At 67.9% G+C, this 16,309-nt stretch carries 13 protein-coding genes and 1 pseudogene; 4 read left to right on the top strand and 10 right to left on the bottom strand.

Annotation, left to right across the window (positions count from 1 at the left end; all coding sequences use genetic code 11):
- Window positions 1–90: 90 nt before the first annotated feature.
- Genes cyoA through cyoD form a run of 4 tightly spaced genes read left to right on the top strand, consistent with a single transcriptional unit; the run spans window position 91 to window position 4,008 of the window.
- On the top strand, window positions 91–963 hold the full coding sequence (gene cyoA / locus KX816_05645; protein QXQ08416.1) for a ubiquinol oxidase subunit II: 873 nt from the start codon (window positions 91–93) through the stop codon (window positions 961–963).
- On the top strand, window positions 960–2,957 hold the full coding sequence (gene cyoB, locus KX816_05640) for a cytochrome o ubiquinol oxidase subunit I (GenBank protein ID QXQ07507.1): 1,998 nt from the start codon (window positions 960–962) through the stop codon (window positions 2,955–2,957). Before cyoA ends, cyoB begins: the two co-directional genes overlap by 4 nt.
- Window positions 2,957–3,613 carry a cytochrome o ubiquinol oxidase subunit III gene (gene cyoC / locus KX816_05635; protein ID QXQ07506.1) on the top strand — a complete coding sequence of 219 codons (657 nt, stop codon included), beginning with the start codon at window positions 2,957–2,959 and terminating at the stop codon, window positions 3,611–3,613. Before cyoB ends, cyoC begins: the two co-directional genes overlap by 1 nt.
- Window positions 3,610–4,008, top strand: a complete 399-nt coding sequence (gene cyoD, locus KX816_05630) for a cytochrome o ubiquinol oxidase subunit IV (protein ID QXQ07505.1) — start codon at window positions 3,610–3,612, stop codon at window positions 4,006–4,008. The genes cyoC and cyoD overlap by 4 nt, the downstream gene beginning before the upstream one ends.
- 4 nt (window positions 4,009–4,012) lie before the next feature.
- Here the strand turns inward: cyoD and KX816_05625 are convergent, their stop codons facing one another.
- From KX816_05625 to KX816_05580, 10 genes and pseudogenes are all read right to left on the bottom strand, one after another.
- On the bottom strand, window positions 4,013–4,402 hold the full coding sequence (locus KX816_05625; protein QXQ07504.1) for a cupin domain-containing protein: 390 nt from the start codon (window positions 4,400–4,402) through the stop codon (window positions 4,013–4,015).
- Window positions 4,403–4,406: 4 nt separating this feature from the next.
- Window positions 4,407–5,771 carry a c-type cytochrome gene (locus KX816_05620; protein ID QXQ07503.1) on the bottom strand — a complete coding sequence of 455 codons (1,365 nt, stop codon included), beginning with the start codon at window positions 5,769–5,771 and terminating at the stop codon, window positions 4,407–4,409.
- 3 nt (window positions 5,772–5,774) lie between these two features.
- Window positions 5,775–7,541: a GMC family oxidoreductase gene (locus KX816_05615; protein QXQ07502.1), complete on the bottom strand. Its 1,767-nt coding sequence runs from the start codon at window positions 7,539–7,541 to the stop codon at window positions 5,775–5,777.
- 5 nt (window positions 7,542–7,546) lie between these two features.
- Window positions 7,547–8,311: a gluconate 2-dehydrogenase subunit 3 family protein gene (locus tag KX816_05610; GenBank protein ID QXQ07501.1), complete on the bottom strand. Its 765-nt coding sequence runs from the start codon at window positions 8,309–8,311 to the stop codon at window positions 7,547–7,549.
- Between the two features lie 152 nt (window positions 8,312–8,463).
- Window positions 8,464–9,438 (bottom strand): alpha/beta fold hydrolase, encoded by a 975-nt coding sequence (locus tag KX816_05605; GenBank protein QXQ07500.1) that lies wholly within the window; start codon window positions 9,436–9,438, stop codon window positions 8,464–8,466.
- Window positions 9,438–11,042, bottom strand: coding sequence for an AMP-binding protein (locus tag KX816_05600; GenBank protein ID QXQ07499.1), 1,605 nt, complete (start codon window positions 11,040–11,042; stop codon window positions 9,438–9,440). Before KX816_05600 ends, KX816_05605 begins: the two co-directional genes overlap by 1 nt.
- An 80-nt stretch (window positions 11,043–11,122) precedes the next feature.
- A complete protein-coding gene (locus KX816_05595) occupies window positions 11,123–12,043 on the bottom strand; it encodes a hypothetical protein (protein ID QXQ07498.1) in 921 nt (306 codons plus the stop codon).
- A 310-nt stretch (window positions 12,044–12,353) separates the two neighbouring features.
- Window positions 12,354–13,808 (bottom strand): amidase, encoded by a 1,455-nt coding sequence (locus KX816_05590; protein ID QXQ07497.1) that lies wholly within the window; start codon window positions 13,806–13,808, stop codon window positions 12,354–12,356.
- Window positions 13,809–13,969: 161 nt separating this feature from the next.
- Window positions 13,970–15,103: a hypothetical protein gene (locus tag KX816_05585; protein ID QXQ07496.1), complete on the bottom strand. Its 1,134-nt coding sequence runs from the start codon at window positions 15,101–15,103 to the stop codon at window positions 13,970–13,972.
- Window positions 15,100–16,107: pseudogene (locus KX816_05580) on the bottom strand (DUF1611 domain-containing protein). Before KX816_05580 ends, KX816_05585 begins: the two are co-directional and overlap by 4 nt.
- Between the last annotated feature and the right edge of the window lie 202 nt (window positions 16,108–16,309).

The following is a 16,309-nucleotide window of genomic DNA, read 5'->3' as shown; positions in this document are numbered from 1 at the left end:
GCGACGCTGTGACTGAGTGGAACTTCAACGGGCGCGTGCCATTCAGGTTGCGTGCCGTCCGACGCTCCCAACCCGACGACGACGCGGTACGTGCGCGCTGCGCTTGGCGTCGCCGCGTCCTGGTTCCTGACCGGCTGCACGCCGGGTGTGCTCGATCCGGTCGGGCCAGTCGGTAGCGCAGAGAAGACGATCCTGTTCAATGCGCTGGCGATCATGCTGGCGATAGTCGTTCCGACCATCCTCGCGACGTGGGGCGTGGCGTGGTGGTTCCGCAGTTCCAACACCCGCGCCAGGCGCCTGCCCGACTGGGCGTTCTCGGGGCGGATCGAGCTCGTCGTTTGGTCAATCCCGCTGCTGACCATCACCTTCCTTGGCGGGGTCATCTGGATCGGCGCGCACCAGCTCGACCCCTATCGGCCGCTGGCGGGCACGCAGCCGCCGCTGTACGTCGAAGTTGTCTCACTCGACTGGAAATGGCTGTTCATTTACCCCGGGCAGGGCATCGCCGCAGTTAACCAGCTGGTCATCCCGGCCGGTCGCCCGGTGCATTTCCGCCTGACGTCCGCCAGCGTCATGAACGCGTTCTTCGTGCCGCGCATGGGCAGCATGATCTACACGATGAACGGCATGGCGACGCAGTTGAGCCTGCAGGCCGACAAGCCTGGCGTGTTTGCGGGCCTGTCGAGCCACTATAGCGGCGACAATTTCTCCGACATGGCGTTCAACGTTCGCGCCGTCCCGCCCGCTGCCTTCGAGGCGTGGATCGCGCGTGTCCGGCGCGGTGGTCCGGTGCTCGATACCGCCAGCTACCTGGCGCTAACCCGGCAAGGCACGGCGCGGCCGTTCACCTACAGCGCAGCGGCGCCGAGGCTGTTCGACACCGTTGTCCTGCACACTCAGGGCCCCGGGCCCGTCGGCAAGGCCGAGAAACCTGCCGAAATCTCACCACGGAATGCCCAATGAACCTTCTCGGCAAGCTGACGTGGTCTGCCATCCCGTTCGACCAGCCGATCCAGATGGCGGCGTCGGTTGTGGTGACGCTGGTCCTAGGCGGCGTCGCGATCTGGGTGATCCGCAAGGGCTATGTGCCGTATCTGTGGCGCGAGTGGATCACCAGCGTCGACCACAAGCGCATCGGCATAATGTACTGCATCCTTGCATTGGTCATGCTGCTGCGCGGGTTCTCCGATGCGCTGCTGATGCGGAGCCAGCAGGCGCTGGCCTTCCACGCGCCCGGCTTCCTGCCGCCCGAGCATTATAACCAGGTGTTCTCGGCGCACGGCACGATGATGATCTTCTTCGTCGCGATGCCGTTCATGATCGGGCTCATGAACTTCGTGCTGCCGCTCCAGCTTGGGGTCCGCGACGTCGCCTTCCCGACCTTCAACTCGGTCGGCTTCTGGCTGACCGCGAGCGGTGCGTTGCTGGTCAACGTCAGCTTGGTCGTCGGCGAGTTCGCGCGGACCGGCTGGCTGCCCTATCCGCCTCTGTCGGAGCTGCGCTTCTCGCCCGGCGTCGGTGTCGATTACTACCTGTGGGCGCTCCAGATATCGGGGGTCGGGACGCTGATCTCGGGCATCAACCTGACCACGACGATCCTGAAGTTGCGCGCGCCGGGCATGCGCTACACCCGCATGCCGATGTTCTGCTGGACGGCGCTGGCGTCGAACCTGCTGATCGTCGCGGCGTTCCCGGTGCTGACCGCGACGCTCGCGATGCTGCTGCTCGACCGCTACCTCGGCTTCCACTTCTTCACCAACGAACTCGGCGGCAACGTCATGATGTTCATGAACCTGATCTGGGCCTGGGGTCACCCCGAGGTCTACATCCTGGTGCTGCCCGCATTCGGGGTCTTCTCGGAGGTGATCTCGACCTTCTCCAGCAAGCCGTTGTTCGGCTACCGGTCGATGGTGATCGCGACGATGGTGATCTGCATCCTGGCCTTCATGGTCTGGCTCCATCACTTCTTCACGATGGGCGCGGGTGCCAACGTCAACGCGGTGTTCGGCATCGCTACGACGATCATCGCCGTGCCGACCGGGGTCAAGGTCTTCAACTGGCTGTTCACGATGTACGGCGGCCGCCTGCGCTTCGACGCGCCGTTGCTGTGGGGCGTCGGATTCATGACGACCTTCGTCATCGGCGGCATGACCGGCGTGTTGCTGGCGGTGCCGCCCGCCGACTTCGTCCTCCACAACAGCCTGTTCCTGGTCGCGCACTTCCATAACGTCATCATCGGCGGCGTGCTGTTCGGGGCGTTCGCGGGCTACACCTACTGGTTCCCCAAAGCATTCGGCTTCAAGCTTCACGAGGGCCTCGGCAAGGCGGCGTTCTGGTTCTGGATCGTCGGTTTCTACGTCGCCTTCATGCCGCTATACTGGCTCGGGCTGATTGGCATGACGCGGCGGATGCAACACTACGACGTCGCGGCGTGGCACCCGTGGCTGCTCGTCGCCGGTGGCGGCGCGCTCCTGATCGCGTGCGGCATCGGATGCCAGATCGCGCAGCTGGTGGTCAGCATCCGCCACCGCGACGAGCTTCGCGACACCACCGGCGATCCGTGGGACGGCCGCAGCCTCGAGTGGTCGACTGCGTCGCCGCCGCCAGCATTTAACTTCGCGGTCCTGCCCAACGTCGAGGGCGAGGACGCCTATTGGGGTATCAAGAACAAGGTGCGCGAGGGCCATGGGTCCGACGACGAGCCCGACTACCAGCCGATCGAGGTGCCGCGGAACTCACCAACCGGGGTGGTCTGCGCCTTCTTCTCCAGTGCAACCGGCTTCGCGCTCATCTGGCACATCTGGTGGCTGGCGATCGCCGGCCTGGTCGGTGCGTTCGCGACCTTCGTCTTTTTCGCCTGGCGCGACCACGGCGAGGATGAGATCGGTGCCGACGAGGTCGCGCGCATCGACCGCGCCCACCGCGACCAAGTCCGCGCCGCAGGAGCACCCGCCTGATGGCCGCCGCAGCCGCAAGCGATCCGCACCACCTCGGCCGTAGCGACGAAGCCGTCGAAGGCAACGCCGGCAGCCACGGAGACGGCGGGCCTGCGTCGACCCGCATCGTCGTCGGCTACGGCTTCTGGATCTTCCTGCTCAGCGACATCATCATGTTCTCGGCGTTCTTCGCCGCCTACGCGGTGCTGTCGAAGCAGGTCGCCGGCGGACCGACCGGGCGCGAGCTGTTCGACCTCAAGAACGTCGGCATCGAGACCGCCTGCCTGCTGCTGTCGAGCTTCAGCTGCGGCATGGCGACGGTGGCAGCGGCGAGCAAGCGCCTGCTGCTGTTCCACGTCACGATGGCGGTAACCTTCGTGCTCGGCGCGACCTTCCTCGGGCTCGAGCTGGTCGAGTTCGCCGGCCTGATCGAGCGCGGTGCCGGGCCTGACCGCAGCGCCTTCCTGTCGGCGTTCTTCGCGCTCGTCGGCTGCCACGGGCTGCATATCTTCGTCGGGCTGCTGTGGCTGCTGACGATGATGGCGCAGGTCCAGGCGAAGGGCTTCCGCGAGGACATCGGCCGCCGCATCCTGTGCTTCAGCCTGTTTTGGCACGCCCTCGACATCATCTGGGTGGCGCTGCTCACCGTCGTCTACCTGCTGGGAACGATGCCATGACCAACATTCCCGAAGGCCAGCGCCACGCCTCCGACCTCGCGCCCGGCGACAAGCCCGACGACGATGCCGATGCCGGCTCCGCGATCCGCAACTACCTGATCGGGCTGGCGCTGGCCGGCGGCCTGACCGCGATCTCGTTCCTGCTGGTCCCGAGCGGACTGGTCTGGGCTCCCGCGGTGCCGGTCGCGCTGATCGTCTTCGCCATCGCCCAGATGGGGGTCCACCTGGTCTTCTTCCTGCACATCACCACCGGCCCGGACAACACCAACAACGTCCTCGCGCTGGCGTTCGGCGTGCTGATCGTCTTCCTTATCATCGCCGGGTCGCTGTGGATCATGGCCAATCTCGACGCCAACATGATGCCGATGGACAAGGTCATTCAGATGCAGCGCTGAGACGCTACTTGACCGGTATGGCGATCGGCTGGTCGACCTTGACGACGTAGGTCGAGAGCAAAGTCAGCGGCCCCTGCCCGGTATTGTGGACGCTGTGGACGACGTCGACCGGCACGCTGAAGCTATCCCCGGCCTGCAGGTTGCGTGCGGCCTGGTTCTTCACGTCGACGAGCGCGGTGCCCGACAGGACGTAGCCCATCTCGGCACCCGGGTGGGTATGCAGCGCGACCGTGCCCCCCGGATCGACGACGACGCGCACTGTCACGGTGTGATACTCGGGTGCCGGGAATGGCAGATCCTGCAGCGTCGTCCGATGGACTGCAGTGCTTTGGGCAACGGCAGCCGTGGCAATCAACAGGGTGGCGGCGAGTGCAGCGGTCGATCCGTAGCGCATGTCGTTACCTTTGCAGATGATCGCCGGAATTGTCGGTCAGGCGGAGCGTGTCGAGCCCGAGTTTGCCGCGCAGGGATTTAACTGCGGTAGCCGCGATCGGGTCCGCCTGGTTGCCCCAACTGTTGCGGATGAAGGTCGCGACGTCGGCGACTTCGGCGTCGGTCAGCTTCCAAGCGAAGCTCGGCATCGCCATCGGCGAGGGGCGCGAGGGGCTCGGGCCGACGCGGGCGCCCGCGAGGATCAGGCGGACCAGCCCGACCGGGTCGCGCTGCTGGAGCATGGCGTTCTGCCCCAGCGGCGGGAAGTAGCGCGGCTGGCCCACGCCGTTCTCGAGGTGGCAGGCCGAGCAGGCGTCCGAGTAGATCGCCGCGCCGCGCTGCATCGCGCCGGCATCGGGGGCCGTGGCCGTCGTCGACGGGCTTGGCGGCAACGCTTTCAGATACGTCGCGATGGCGCGCAAGTCGGGCTCGCTCATCACCGAGGTCGAGTAGGTGATGACTTCGGCCATCGTGCTGCCGGCCGCCGCCCGCGCGTTGCGGCCGGTGTGGAGATACTCGGCGATGTCGTCGACGCTCCAGTTGGCGAGGCCGGTGCGCGGGTTACTGGTCAGGTCGGGGGCGAAGGTGTTCTCCAGCGCGCCGCCGTGGAACTCCTGCCCCGACTTGTCGGCCCCGAGCAGGTTCTTGGGCGTGTGGCAGCCGCCGCAATGGCCGAGGCCGCCGACGATCTCAGCGCCGCGGTTCCACTCGGGCGAGCGTGCCGGCTCCGGCTTGAACGCCGCCTCCTTGAAGAACAGCAGGTTCCAGCCGCTGACGGCCAGCCGGATGTTGAGCGGGAACGGCAGGTCGTTCGTCGGCGGCGTGTAGCGCACTGGTGCGGTCGACTTCAGGTACGCGAGGATGGCGTCGTCGTCGGCGCGGCTGACCTTGGTGAACCACGGGTAGGGAAACGCCGGGTAGAGGTTTGCACCGGTGTCGTCGACGCCGTGGCGCATCGCGCCGTAGAACTGGTCGCCGGTCCAGTTGCCGATCCCAGTCTCGCGGTCGGAGGTGATGTTCGACGTGTAGATAACCCCGAACGGCGTGTTGAGGCCGAGACCACCGGCGAAGGCTTCGCCACCGGCGCGCAAGTGGCACGACAGGCAGTCGCCGACGCGCACCAGATACTGCCCGCGCCGGAGTTGCGCGGCGTTGGGAACGGTATCGGTGATCGGTTGCGTCAGAATGCGCGCGGCGGCGACCGAGGTCATGCGCTGGGCGGGCAGTGCGCGGTCGCGGGTCAGGTTCCACGCCATGAACGCCGCCACGACGATGATCGCGAGCAGGATCCAGAGCCAGGTGCGGGAGCTACGGCGGGATAAAGTGGCCATCGGTCAGGCCTGAACCATCGGGCCGGGGGCCTTCAGATACTGGCTGATGATCGCCGATGCGGAGTGGAAGGCCAGCGCCGCCAGCGTCGCGGTCGGGTTGTACCCGGCGTTCTGCGGAAACGCCCCCGCTCCCATCGAGAAGACGTTGTGGACGTCCCAGGTCTGAAGGTATTTGTTGACGACGCTGGTATTCGGGTCGTCCCCCATGATCGCGCCGCCGGTGTTATGGGTGGTCTGGTACGGCGTGACGTTCCAGCTGCCCTTGCGGCGATTCTCCTTGATCTCGCGCGGCCCCATCGCCCGCGCCACTTCGGATGCGCGGTCGGTCAGGTAGTTCGACATCTTGAAGTCGTTGTCGGTGAAATCGAACGTCATCCGCAGCATCGGGCGGCCATGGACGTCGCGGTAGGTCGGGTCGAGGTCGAGGTAGTTACCGCGGTTGCTCATGTTCGAGCCGTGGACGCTGATCGAGAATGATTTCAGATAGTTCTTCGCTGCCGCGTGCTTCCACTCGAGGCCCCAGGCCGGCGTACCCTTAGGGGTGTAGATCATCTCGATCGGGCGGCCGCCGGTGACCATGCCGGCGATGTATGCGCCGCCGATGAAGCCGAGCCCGCCGTGGTCGAAATTGTCGCCGTTATACTCGTCGATGACGGTTGCCATCGCGCCGGCACCAATGAAGGGGTTGATGATCTTGTCGTCGAAGAAGACGTTGACCGAGGACATCGTCTGGTAGGCATAGTTGCGCCCGACGACGCCCTCGCCGGTGGCCGGATCGTAGGGCTTGCCGATACCCGACAGCAGCAGCAGCCGGACGTTCTGCAAGATGTAGGCCGACAGAATGACGATCTTGGCGGGCTGGAAAAACTCCTCGCCGGCGCTGTTGACGTAGGTCACGCCGGTCGCGATCTTCTTGTCGGGCGCGAGCTCGACGCGCAACACTTCGCACTCGGTCTTGAGCATGAAGTTCGGCTTGGACATCAGGTACGGCAGCACCGTCGTCTGCGGGCTCGCCTTGGAATAGTTGCCACAGCCGAACTTCTCGCAGAAGCCGCAGTAGGTGCACTCGCCGAGCTGAGCACCCAGCGGGTTGGTATAGGGCTGCGACAAGTTGCCGGTCGGGTGCGGGAAAGGCTTGTGGCCGAGGCTGGCGGCCGCCTCGCCGAACAGCGTCGGGCCATAGGTCTGGACCATCGGCGGAGTCGGATATTCGTTGGAGCGCGCGCCCTCGAACGGGTTGCCGCCGGGCTGGATCTTGCCGCGCAAATTGCCGGCCTTGCCCGAAGTACCACACAGCCGGTCGAAGGTATCATAATGCGGCTCGAGCTCGTCGTAGGTGATGCCCCAGTCCTGCACGGTCAGGTCGTAGTCGGTGACCGCCTGCTTGCCGTAGCGCGCCTGGTTGTGGCTCTTGGTCTGGAAGTCGGTCGGCAGGAAGCGCCAGATCTGGCCGTTCCAGTGGACGCCGCCGCTGCCGACCCCGGTGCCGAGCAGGAACGAACCGAGGCGACGCATCGGCAGCGCCTGCTGGCGGGTATTATTGCGGATCGTCAGCGTGTCGTCGGCGACGTTCTGGAACAGGTGATGCCGCCACATGTAGCGCAGCTCGTCCTGCGCGAAGGTCGTCGCGAAGTCGGTCGAGGTGTCCCGCCACGGCCCGCGCTCCAGCGCCAGCACGCTGAGGCCCTGGTCGACGAACTGCTGTCCCATGATCGCGCCGGTCCAGCCGAACCCGACCAGCACCACGTCGACGGATTTGAGCGTCGTCACCACGGTCAGGCCTTCCAGGCCGGACGGCCCTTGAAGCCGACGGGGGGATTGGGGAAGCGCTCGCCATGACGGGTCACCCATTCCTTGTAATTGTAGCGCGCGCCGGGGAAGCCGATCATCTTCCACGCCGCCATGTCGCGGTTGCCGCCGTACATCGGGTCAGAGAAATAGCCCTCCTTGGTGTTCTGCAGCAGCATCGCGAAGAAGCTCTTGGCGTTGACGCCGCCGTCGAGGTGGACGTCGCCGCTCTCCATGCCCTTGAGCACGGTGTCGCGGTCGGCTGCCGATAGAGCGGCAAAGGTTGCAGACTTGAATTTGCCCGCGACGTAGCGATCGACCGCGGGAACTGCGGCCCGATACAACTGTGCCGGGCTGAAGCGGCTCTGATAGCCCTGCTCCTGAACACCCGCCGGCCATGGACCGCCGAGGAAATAATGGTCGCCGCGGCCGTAGGTGCCCGCGAGCTGCCGGTCGATGAAGGTCGGGACGCCGGCCTCGACCGCGCCGGGACCGACCGGGTCCGCGGGGATCAGGCGGTCGACGGCGGCCTCGACGAAGGCGGCTTCCGCGGCGGTCAGGTAGACATAGCCGGTGCCGGTATCCGCGCCGGGGGGCGAGTCCGCGGCGCCCTCGGCCCATGGCATGCCGCCGGTGATGGTCTCGGGCGGAGCGCCTAGCTCGCCGTCGTGGAATACGACGGCGGCGGCGGTCGTGCCGGCTGCGGCTCCGGCCAGCAGGAACTTGCGCCTGTCGAATTCGCGAACGGCCATCGAGCAGGTCCTCTCACCACCGGCTACCCAGCGCCCTGAGGCGTGGATCACGCCATGTGTACGCTTCAGGAGCCGATCCGCGAAACGGCTTTCTCGCTGCTCTCCCGGGCGCGTGCCGAGCTGTGGTGAGGGGCGACGGTTACCGGTTGAAGTCAGGCCGGGACCGGGTGGCGAGCGTGCCGTTCGACCGCCGCGCCGACGGCGTCGATGAGGCCCGGCAGCCCCTCCCCGCGGATCAGGCCGTGGTGTGTGGCGGCGATGCGGCGGACGTCCGCCTGGGGATAATAGCCGGCCCAGATCGCGGCGGTGACCGGCGCGAACTCGCTGCTGATGACGATCAGCATCGGCGCGGTCAGCGGCGACGGCAGCCACGCCATCCGCGCGCCGGTCCGCAGCCGATGCATCATCTTACGGCGAAGCCGGACCACACGGCGCGCCGCCACGCGTCCGGTCAAGGCGAGTGCCAGCGACCGGAGCCTGTCGCGCGCGATGATCCAGTCCAACGCATCTTCGACCGGTCGCCGCCAGCGGCGTTGCCAGCGGAGCGCGCGCGGCCCCAGCACCGCATCGCCGAACGCGCTGTCGAGGATGACCACCAGCGCCACCTCGCGGCCCGCAGCCATCAGTTGCGCGGCGGCCTCGAGCGCGACGCTACCGCCGAAGCTGTAGCCGGCGACGATCAGCGGCCCGCCGGGTTGCCGCCTGTCGATGTCGCGGGCCGCCAGTGCCGCCGTCGCCCGAAGGTCGGCAAGGACGGTAGCCGGGGTCTCGATCCCCGGCGGGTCGACAAGTTCGAACGCAACGCGTCCACTGAGGCCCCGGCGGAAGGCCGCCAACCCCGGCTCGTCGCCGTAGAGGCCCGGGAGCAGGAAGACACGCACCCCGACCGGGCCAGCGACGGCGGCATCGGCGTCAGCTTCGGCATCGAGCGCGGCGATCAGCGCGACCTGCGTCATGTCGGGCTGCATGACCTCGAACGACAGCGTACGCCCGAGCAGTTGCTCGAGCCGGTAGATGAGGTGCAGCGTCGCCAGCGAATCCCCGCCCGCGACGTCCCACGGCAGGCCCGGCGGCGCATCGGCGAGCAGCTCGCCCCAGGCTTGGCGCACTGCGGCGGCCGAACTCATCAGGCGGCGTCCGCGAGCGCGAGCAGCGCCTGCCCGTCGACCTTGCCGCCCGGCAGCAGCGGCATTTCGGCGATGACGATCAGCTGGGACGGCACCATCGCCCTGGGCAGCGTCGCCCGCAGGCGGGCCTTGCAGTCGGCGAGGTCGGGCACGGTGCCGGACACCGGTATCAGGAAACCGAGCAGTGCCTGCGTCGTGCCGCGCGTCCGGACGACGACTTCGGCGCGCGCAATCCCGGGCAGGTCATTGAGGGCACGCTCGACCTCGGCCAGCTCGATGCGGACGCCGTTGATGTTGAGCATCCGGTCGCGCCGCCCGAGGATGGTGAAGACGCCGTCCGTGTCGCAGCGTGCGACATCGCCAGTCGCATAGATGCGGGTGCCGGGAGTCGCCGGGTCGGGCACCAGCCGTCCCGCCGCGATGCCGCCGTCCTGCCACTCGCCCAGGCCGTTGTACCGGCTGCGAATGACGAGCTCTCCCGGCTCGCCGCGCGGAGCGTCGACACCGTCATCGTCGACGATCGCGGCTTCGGTGTCGGGCATCAGCACGCCGGCGGGGACGCGGAGCGGGTCGTGCGTGTCGTCGGCGCGCGCGAACCAGCTGAGACCGCTCGCCTCGGTCGAGCCATAAGTCGTGCGGATCAGGCAGTCGGCGGGCAGCACCTGCCGGAGCGCCTCGACGTCGGATTTGAGCAGCGGCTCACCGTAGCTCTGGACGGCACGCAAGCCGCCGAGAACGGAGGCGACATCCGGCAGCCTGGCGACACCGCGGAGGAGAGACGGAGCGGCGCGGACGATCGTCACCTCGCCGCGCCCGAGGGCTTCCAGCAAGCCGCCGATGCCACCCGTCGCTATATCGACGATCTCCGTCGCCGCGCCCGCCAGCGGATAGCTGAGCAGCGCCGTGAAGCCCCCCAGCGACGCCATCGACGACAACGACAGCGCACGGTCCGCGGATGTGACGTGCAGCGCGTTATGAGTGGTTCGCGCCCAGTGGAGCATTGTCGCCTGGCTGTGGACGATCAGCTTCGGCAGTCCGGTGCTGCCCGACGTGCACAGGATGAAGGCGGGCACGTCGAGCGCCAGCGGCGGCTTCACGATAAGCTTCGCGGGACCTTGCAGCAGGTCGTCGACGGCAATGACCGTGACGCCGGGCCAGTCGATGCTGGCGGCGATGGCCGCGGTGGTCAGCACGACGTCGACGCTCCCCGCGGTGGCAATTGCAGCGTTGCGTACGACCGGGTGGGCCGCGTCGAGCAGGACCGACAGCCGGTGCGCCTCCAGGCAGCCGAACACCGCGGCGACATAAGACGCGCCCGTCGGCAGCAGGATCGCGACATGGCCCCGGCCATGGCCTGCGACGGCGTCGGCAATACGCGAGGCAGCGGCGATCAGCCCGGCAAAGCTGGTCGTTCCCCCCGGTTCGGCGACGGCGACGGCGTCGGGCTGGCGGGCGGCGACGAGAGCGAGCGCGGGAACAGCCGGCCCAATCGCCTCCGGACCCGGCATCGGCTCGAACGCGCGCGCAACGGGACCGCGAAAGTCCGCCGCGATTTCGGGCGTCGCAAGCCACCGGCGACGCGGTGTTGCCGCAAAACTGTCCAAACTGTCCCCCGGTCGTGCTTAAAATCCGGCGGGTACCTCCTGTCAAGCTTCGCGGTCGGCCCGTAACGATCTGATGGTGTTTACACCCGCACATCCGGCGGCGTCAGCGAGCCGTTGTCCCTCAGCCCGAGGGCAAGGTTCAGGCCGTCGGTGCTCGCCGCCAACGACAGCAGCATCGGGCGCAGCTGGCCATCGGCCCAGCACCGCGCCAGCGCCGGATTGTCGTTGCCGCCGCGCGCCAGGAGCCGTATCCGCACCCGGGGACCGCCTCCCGCCGCGTCGACGCGGACGAAGGCGGCGAGGGTTTCGGGCTGCCCGGAGACGCCGTAGCGCAGGCTCAAGCGGAGGCGGCCGCCGGCCTTGTCCTCGAACCCCGATCCTGTCCAGTCGATCAGCGCCGCGTTCAGCATCTCCGCCAGCGGCGCAGTCGCACGGTCGGCGCGCAACTGCCGCAGGTCGCCGGCGTCACGGGTCGGGCGCGTCCAGTAGAACTCGCGCTCACCTTGCGGGGTCAGGCCGATCATCGTCGGCTGGTCGGCACCGCGCAGCAGCGGTGTCACCGCTTCGAACGCCGGCGGTACCGCGTTGACCAGCACGTACAGCTTCGCCGCGTCGCTCCGCTTGGTGTGGCGGCCCGCGACCCACACAGGCCAGTTTGCCGACGAGGCGTTGGCCGTCGCGAGCGCGAGCTGCCGGGTCGGCGCGTCGAGCCTGCCCCCGATCGTCTCGACAAGTTCGACCGACCGCTCGATACGCCGGTCGCGCGCCAGCTCGGACGCCGCCGGCTCCGCAGTCCAGTACAGGCCCGGCCGGCCCGGACGCCAGATCAGCTCGAACGGAGCGCCTTCGGCGAGCCCGCTGAACTGCCGCACGACGGGCCAGGTCGTCGTCTTCGTCCAGCCGAGCGCCTCGACGAGCGCGAACCGTCCGCGCTGCACCGCTTCGGGGGCCTCCGCCGAGATTGTATCGAGCACGCGCTCGAGGGCCCGGCCCGGTGTCACATCGACAGCTCGACACGCGTTTCGATGCTCATCGCCGCCGGCCGGGCGAAGCGCCGGTTAGCGGTCTGCGCGGACAGCGCCGTCCAGCAGGACCAGCGCAGTCTGCGGTCGCAGAGGGGGTGTGCGGCGTGTACCGCGCGCCCGGAACTACCCAGGAGCAGGCCGGCACTGTGGGTGCGTTGTAGGCCCAGCACCACGCTTGGGTCTCCGCCTGCTAGGCCGCCGAATGCCCTCGGCAGCAAGACGAACCTAGCGATCCAGCGCCGCGAGTATTGGACGGAATCGACAATGTGCCCTCAGCGCGTCCGCGTCAGGCAGTTCCGGCCCAGACGGTAGGATGACGGGATGCCCAGGGCATGGCCCGCTCCAGCTGGCCGGCAAGGCGAAACAGTACGTCCTCGCGGCCGGTGCCGGCGGCGAACTGGATGCCGATCGGCAGGTTGCTGTCGGGATCGAACGCCAACGGCATCGACATTGCGGGCAGGCCCGCGATGTTGAACGCGGGCGTGAACGGGGTGTAGCCGAAGACCAGCTCGGTCCAGCCGAGCCCGTCGAGACCGGCCGCGCGATCCGAGAACCAGCCGACGGGGGCCGGCAGGTCGGGCAATGTCGGCGACATCAGAACATTGTTGCGCGTAAACCAGTCCCCGAGGCTTCGCGTCACCCGGTTGCGCACCTCGAAGGCCTGGAGCAGGTCGACGGCGCTCAGCTTCGCCCCGTATTCGTAGCAGGCAAGAGTCTGCTCCTCGAGCGTCGAGAGGTCGATCGGCCTCCCGGTCATGGTGCTCACGGCACCGATCCCGCCCGCCAGGTTGGCCGTCCAGATCCGCGCGTTGGCGACCAGAAACTCGTCCCAGCTGACGCCGAGACCTACCTCCGCAATCTCGACCCGATGGCCGAGGTCGGTGCATTGGCGCGCGCCCGCCTGCACCGCCCGGGAGACGACCGCAGACGTGCGCGATCCCCCGAAAGCGTCGATCATCAGGCCGATACGCAGCACTCCGGGGTCTGCGCCGACCTCCTTTAGATAGGGCCCGGTCGGTGGCGCGATGATGTAGGCGTCGCCGTCGACCGCGCCCTGGACGCAATCGAGCAGGGCGGCGCTGTCGCGGACGGTCCGACTGACGGCCAGCTCGACGCCGAGGCCGCTGAGCCCCTCGTCCACGTCCGGACCGATCGGCACGCGACCGCGCGAGGGTTTCATGCCGAACAGTCCGCAGCACGCGGCCGGGATGCGCGTCGAGCCGCCGCCGTCGTTGGCATGGGCGAGCGGCACGATCCCCGCCGCGGTTGCCGCCGCCGCCCCGCCGCTGGAGCCGCCAGAATTATGGACGAGGTTCCAGGGGTTGCGCGTCAGGCCGTGGAGCGTGGATTCCGTCGTGCAACTATACCCCATCTCCGGGGCGGCGGTACGCCCGAAGGTCAGCAGCCCGGCCGCGCGGAAACGCGCCATGAGATGCGAGTCCTCGGGCGCCACGAGCCCTGCCGCCAGGCGGCTGCCCATCTCGATCTTGCGGCCCGCCATGTGCAGGACGAGATCCTTGATGAGGAAGGGAACGCCGCGAAACGGGGCCTCCGGTGCCAAGGAGGCGATCGCCTCGGGCATGTCCGCCTGCCATGTTTCGACGACGGCGCCGATTGCGGGATTGACCGCCTTGCAGGCCTCGATGGCCGCTTCGACCAGCTCCGACGGGGTGACGGCCCGGGCGCGCACGAGCTCCGCCAGACCGAGCGCATCGTACGATACATAGTCGGACAGCTGCATCGAGTTCCCCTCCGGCGTCGGCGTGGAAGCAGACTACAGTCGGGTTTAAGTGCGTCAAGGAGAGGTCGTTTCAGGAACGTCCCGAGGCAGCCAACACTGAATGCTCGGGATCATTCCCGGATTTATCCGAGTTGGGGCGTGAATTGGGTCCGGCCGAACCGCTATGCGATCGTCGCAAGCGCTGGCCGTCGCTGCAGTAGCCGGTAGATCCCGATTGTGAGCAGCGGCAGCACAAACGTGGCGAGGACGGTGTAGCCAAGCAGCCGGTAGCCGCTGGCGATCAGCGCGACGAGGCCGAAGCGGTCGGCGACGAACATGCAGGCGATGAGCAGGACCGCGGCGATCAACCCGCGCGCGCGGCGGCTCAGGTCAATGCCGCGCCGGGTCCGCCAGACCGCGGCGATGCGCTCGTTGATGGCGTGGACCGAGCCGGTGCCGCTCTCGAGCAATGCCGCGAAGATCATGAACTGGAACAGCAGGTGGAACAGCGGCAGGTTCATCTGCCGGAGGAGGAAGTCCGACGGCAGCACCTCGGTCTCGATGCCGGGGTAGAAGGCGACCATGCAGACGAAGAACAGGAACGCCGGTGCCATCGCCAGCGGACCGGCGACGAGCCCCGCGACGATCGCGTCGCGGCGGCTGGTCAGGTGGCGCAGCATCGGCAGGATGATCACCGCGCCGACGACGTTGTACGCCGCGTAGGTGATGCCGCCGCTCGCCCAGCCGTCGGTCGAGGCGGGGATCGCGAAATGGCTGGCGATGCGGTCGCCGAAACTGCCGAGCGCCAGTACCAGGAACAGTGCATAGACCGCGTAGAGCAGGATCGAGACGTACTTGAACAGCCGCTCGACCGAGGCGTTTCCGAACGCCGCGACACCCGCGATGCAAACCGCCAGTGCCAGCGTGCCGAGCAACGGCGGCGCGCCGAGCACCGCGGCTCCGATCGCGCCCGCTGCCGCTCCGAAGACCGCAAGCACCAGCACCACGAACAGCACATATGCGCCCTCGAAGACGATCCAGCCGGGACCGAGCAGCCCGGCGAAGAAGCTGCGGTAGTCGTACGCGTTCAAGGTGCGGGCGAGCGCGAAGGTCAGCGCGGCGATGACGCTCCAGAGCACGGTTGCGAGCGCGATGCCCGCCAGCCCGCCCCATGGCCCGCTCGGCAGAAAGAACTCGGCGAGCTCGCGGCCGGTCGCATAGCCTCCGCCGATGACCACTGCCTTGAAGGCGAATCCGGGTAGCAGGAAGCGCTGGAACCAGGTCGACCTGCTGCCATCCGGAGCTGTCCCGCTCATGGCATGCAGGCGTCGAGCAGCCGCTCGAAGCTGTCGCCACCGCGGATCGGGTCGGCCGCCGGGAGCCCGAAGCGCTGCGCGGTGGCGGCAATCTCGACCGCGGCGGCGGCGTCGCTGAGTTCGGCGGTGTTCAAGCTGATACCAGCGCACTTAATGGCAGGGTTGGTCAACCGTCCGAGCGCAATAGTCTGCGCGATGACGTCGGCGATCGAAGGGACGTGGTAGCCCGGGTGTCCGAGAATCGCGGTTCGGCCGGGGGGCATGGCAGACCATGAACAGGTCGGGCTGGCTACCGTGGAGAAGCCCGAGTGAGACGCCGGCATAGGCCGGGTGGAACAGCGAGCCTGTCCCTCGATGACGTCGACGTGTGCCGGGTCGGCCGCCGGGCCTAGCATTTCCGCCGCGCCCGCGACAAAATCCGCGACTACTGCGTTGATGGGAATGCACGCACCGGCGATCATGAGGCCGGTCTGCCCGGTAGCGCGGAAGTCGGCGTCGATACCGCGTGCGCGCAATCTCCGCACGACCGCCTGCGCGGTATAATTCTTGCCGAGCGCGCGGTCGGTGCCGACGGTGAGGGTGCGGCGCCCGTAGCGTGGTGCACCGCTCGTGACCTCGATCCCCGCAGGTGGCGTGCGGATGTCGATAAGCCGGCGACCGGTCCGGTCTGCGGCATCGCGCAGCACCGGGATGTCGACGAGCTTCGCGTGCAAGCCGGAAATGATGTCGAGGCCACTCTCAAGCGCCTCGACCAGCGCCGCCAGCCAGGTGTCGGGAATGACGCCGCCCGAGTTGGCGACCCCGATGACCAGTGCACGGGCGCCCTTCGCCAGGGCCTTTCGCGGGCTCAGCGGCCGCAGCTCCGTTGTAACGCGCGCGCCGGGCAGCACGAACTCGCCGATGCAGCGATCCCCGGCCCAGTCGCGCAGGCCGTACGCGGTCTTGGCGTAGCCGGACGACGAAGGTCGAGCACGACCGGCTGACGCTGGCCTACGACAAGTTATTCCAGCTCAGCCAGCGGCTAGGGCTGCGGATGTCCGAGCTATTCGCCGAGCCCGTCGAAGATGCCGTGCAGCTGGTCACCGCGCGGCGCAGCCTGGGCGAAATGGACACCTCGGTGCGGGTCGAGACCCCGAACTACGACTATTATTACCTTTGCACCGAGCTCCGCCGGAAGCGCATCATCCCCGTCATCACCAAGATCCG

The organism is Sphingosinicellaceae bacterium (genome assembly GCA_019285715.1).
Taxonomy (GTDB): Bacteria; Pseudomonadota; Alphaproteobacteria; order Sphingomonadales; family Sphingomonadaceae; genus Glacieibacterium.
Note: the sequence above shows the minus strand (reverse complement) of the source record. Positions and strands in the feature narration are given on the sequence as shown.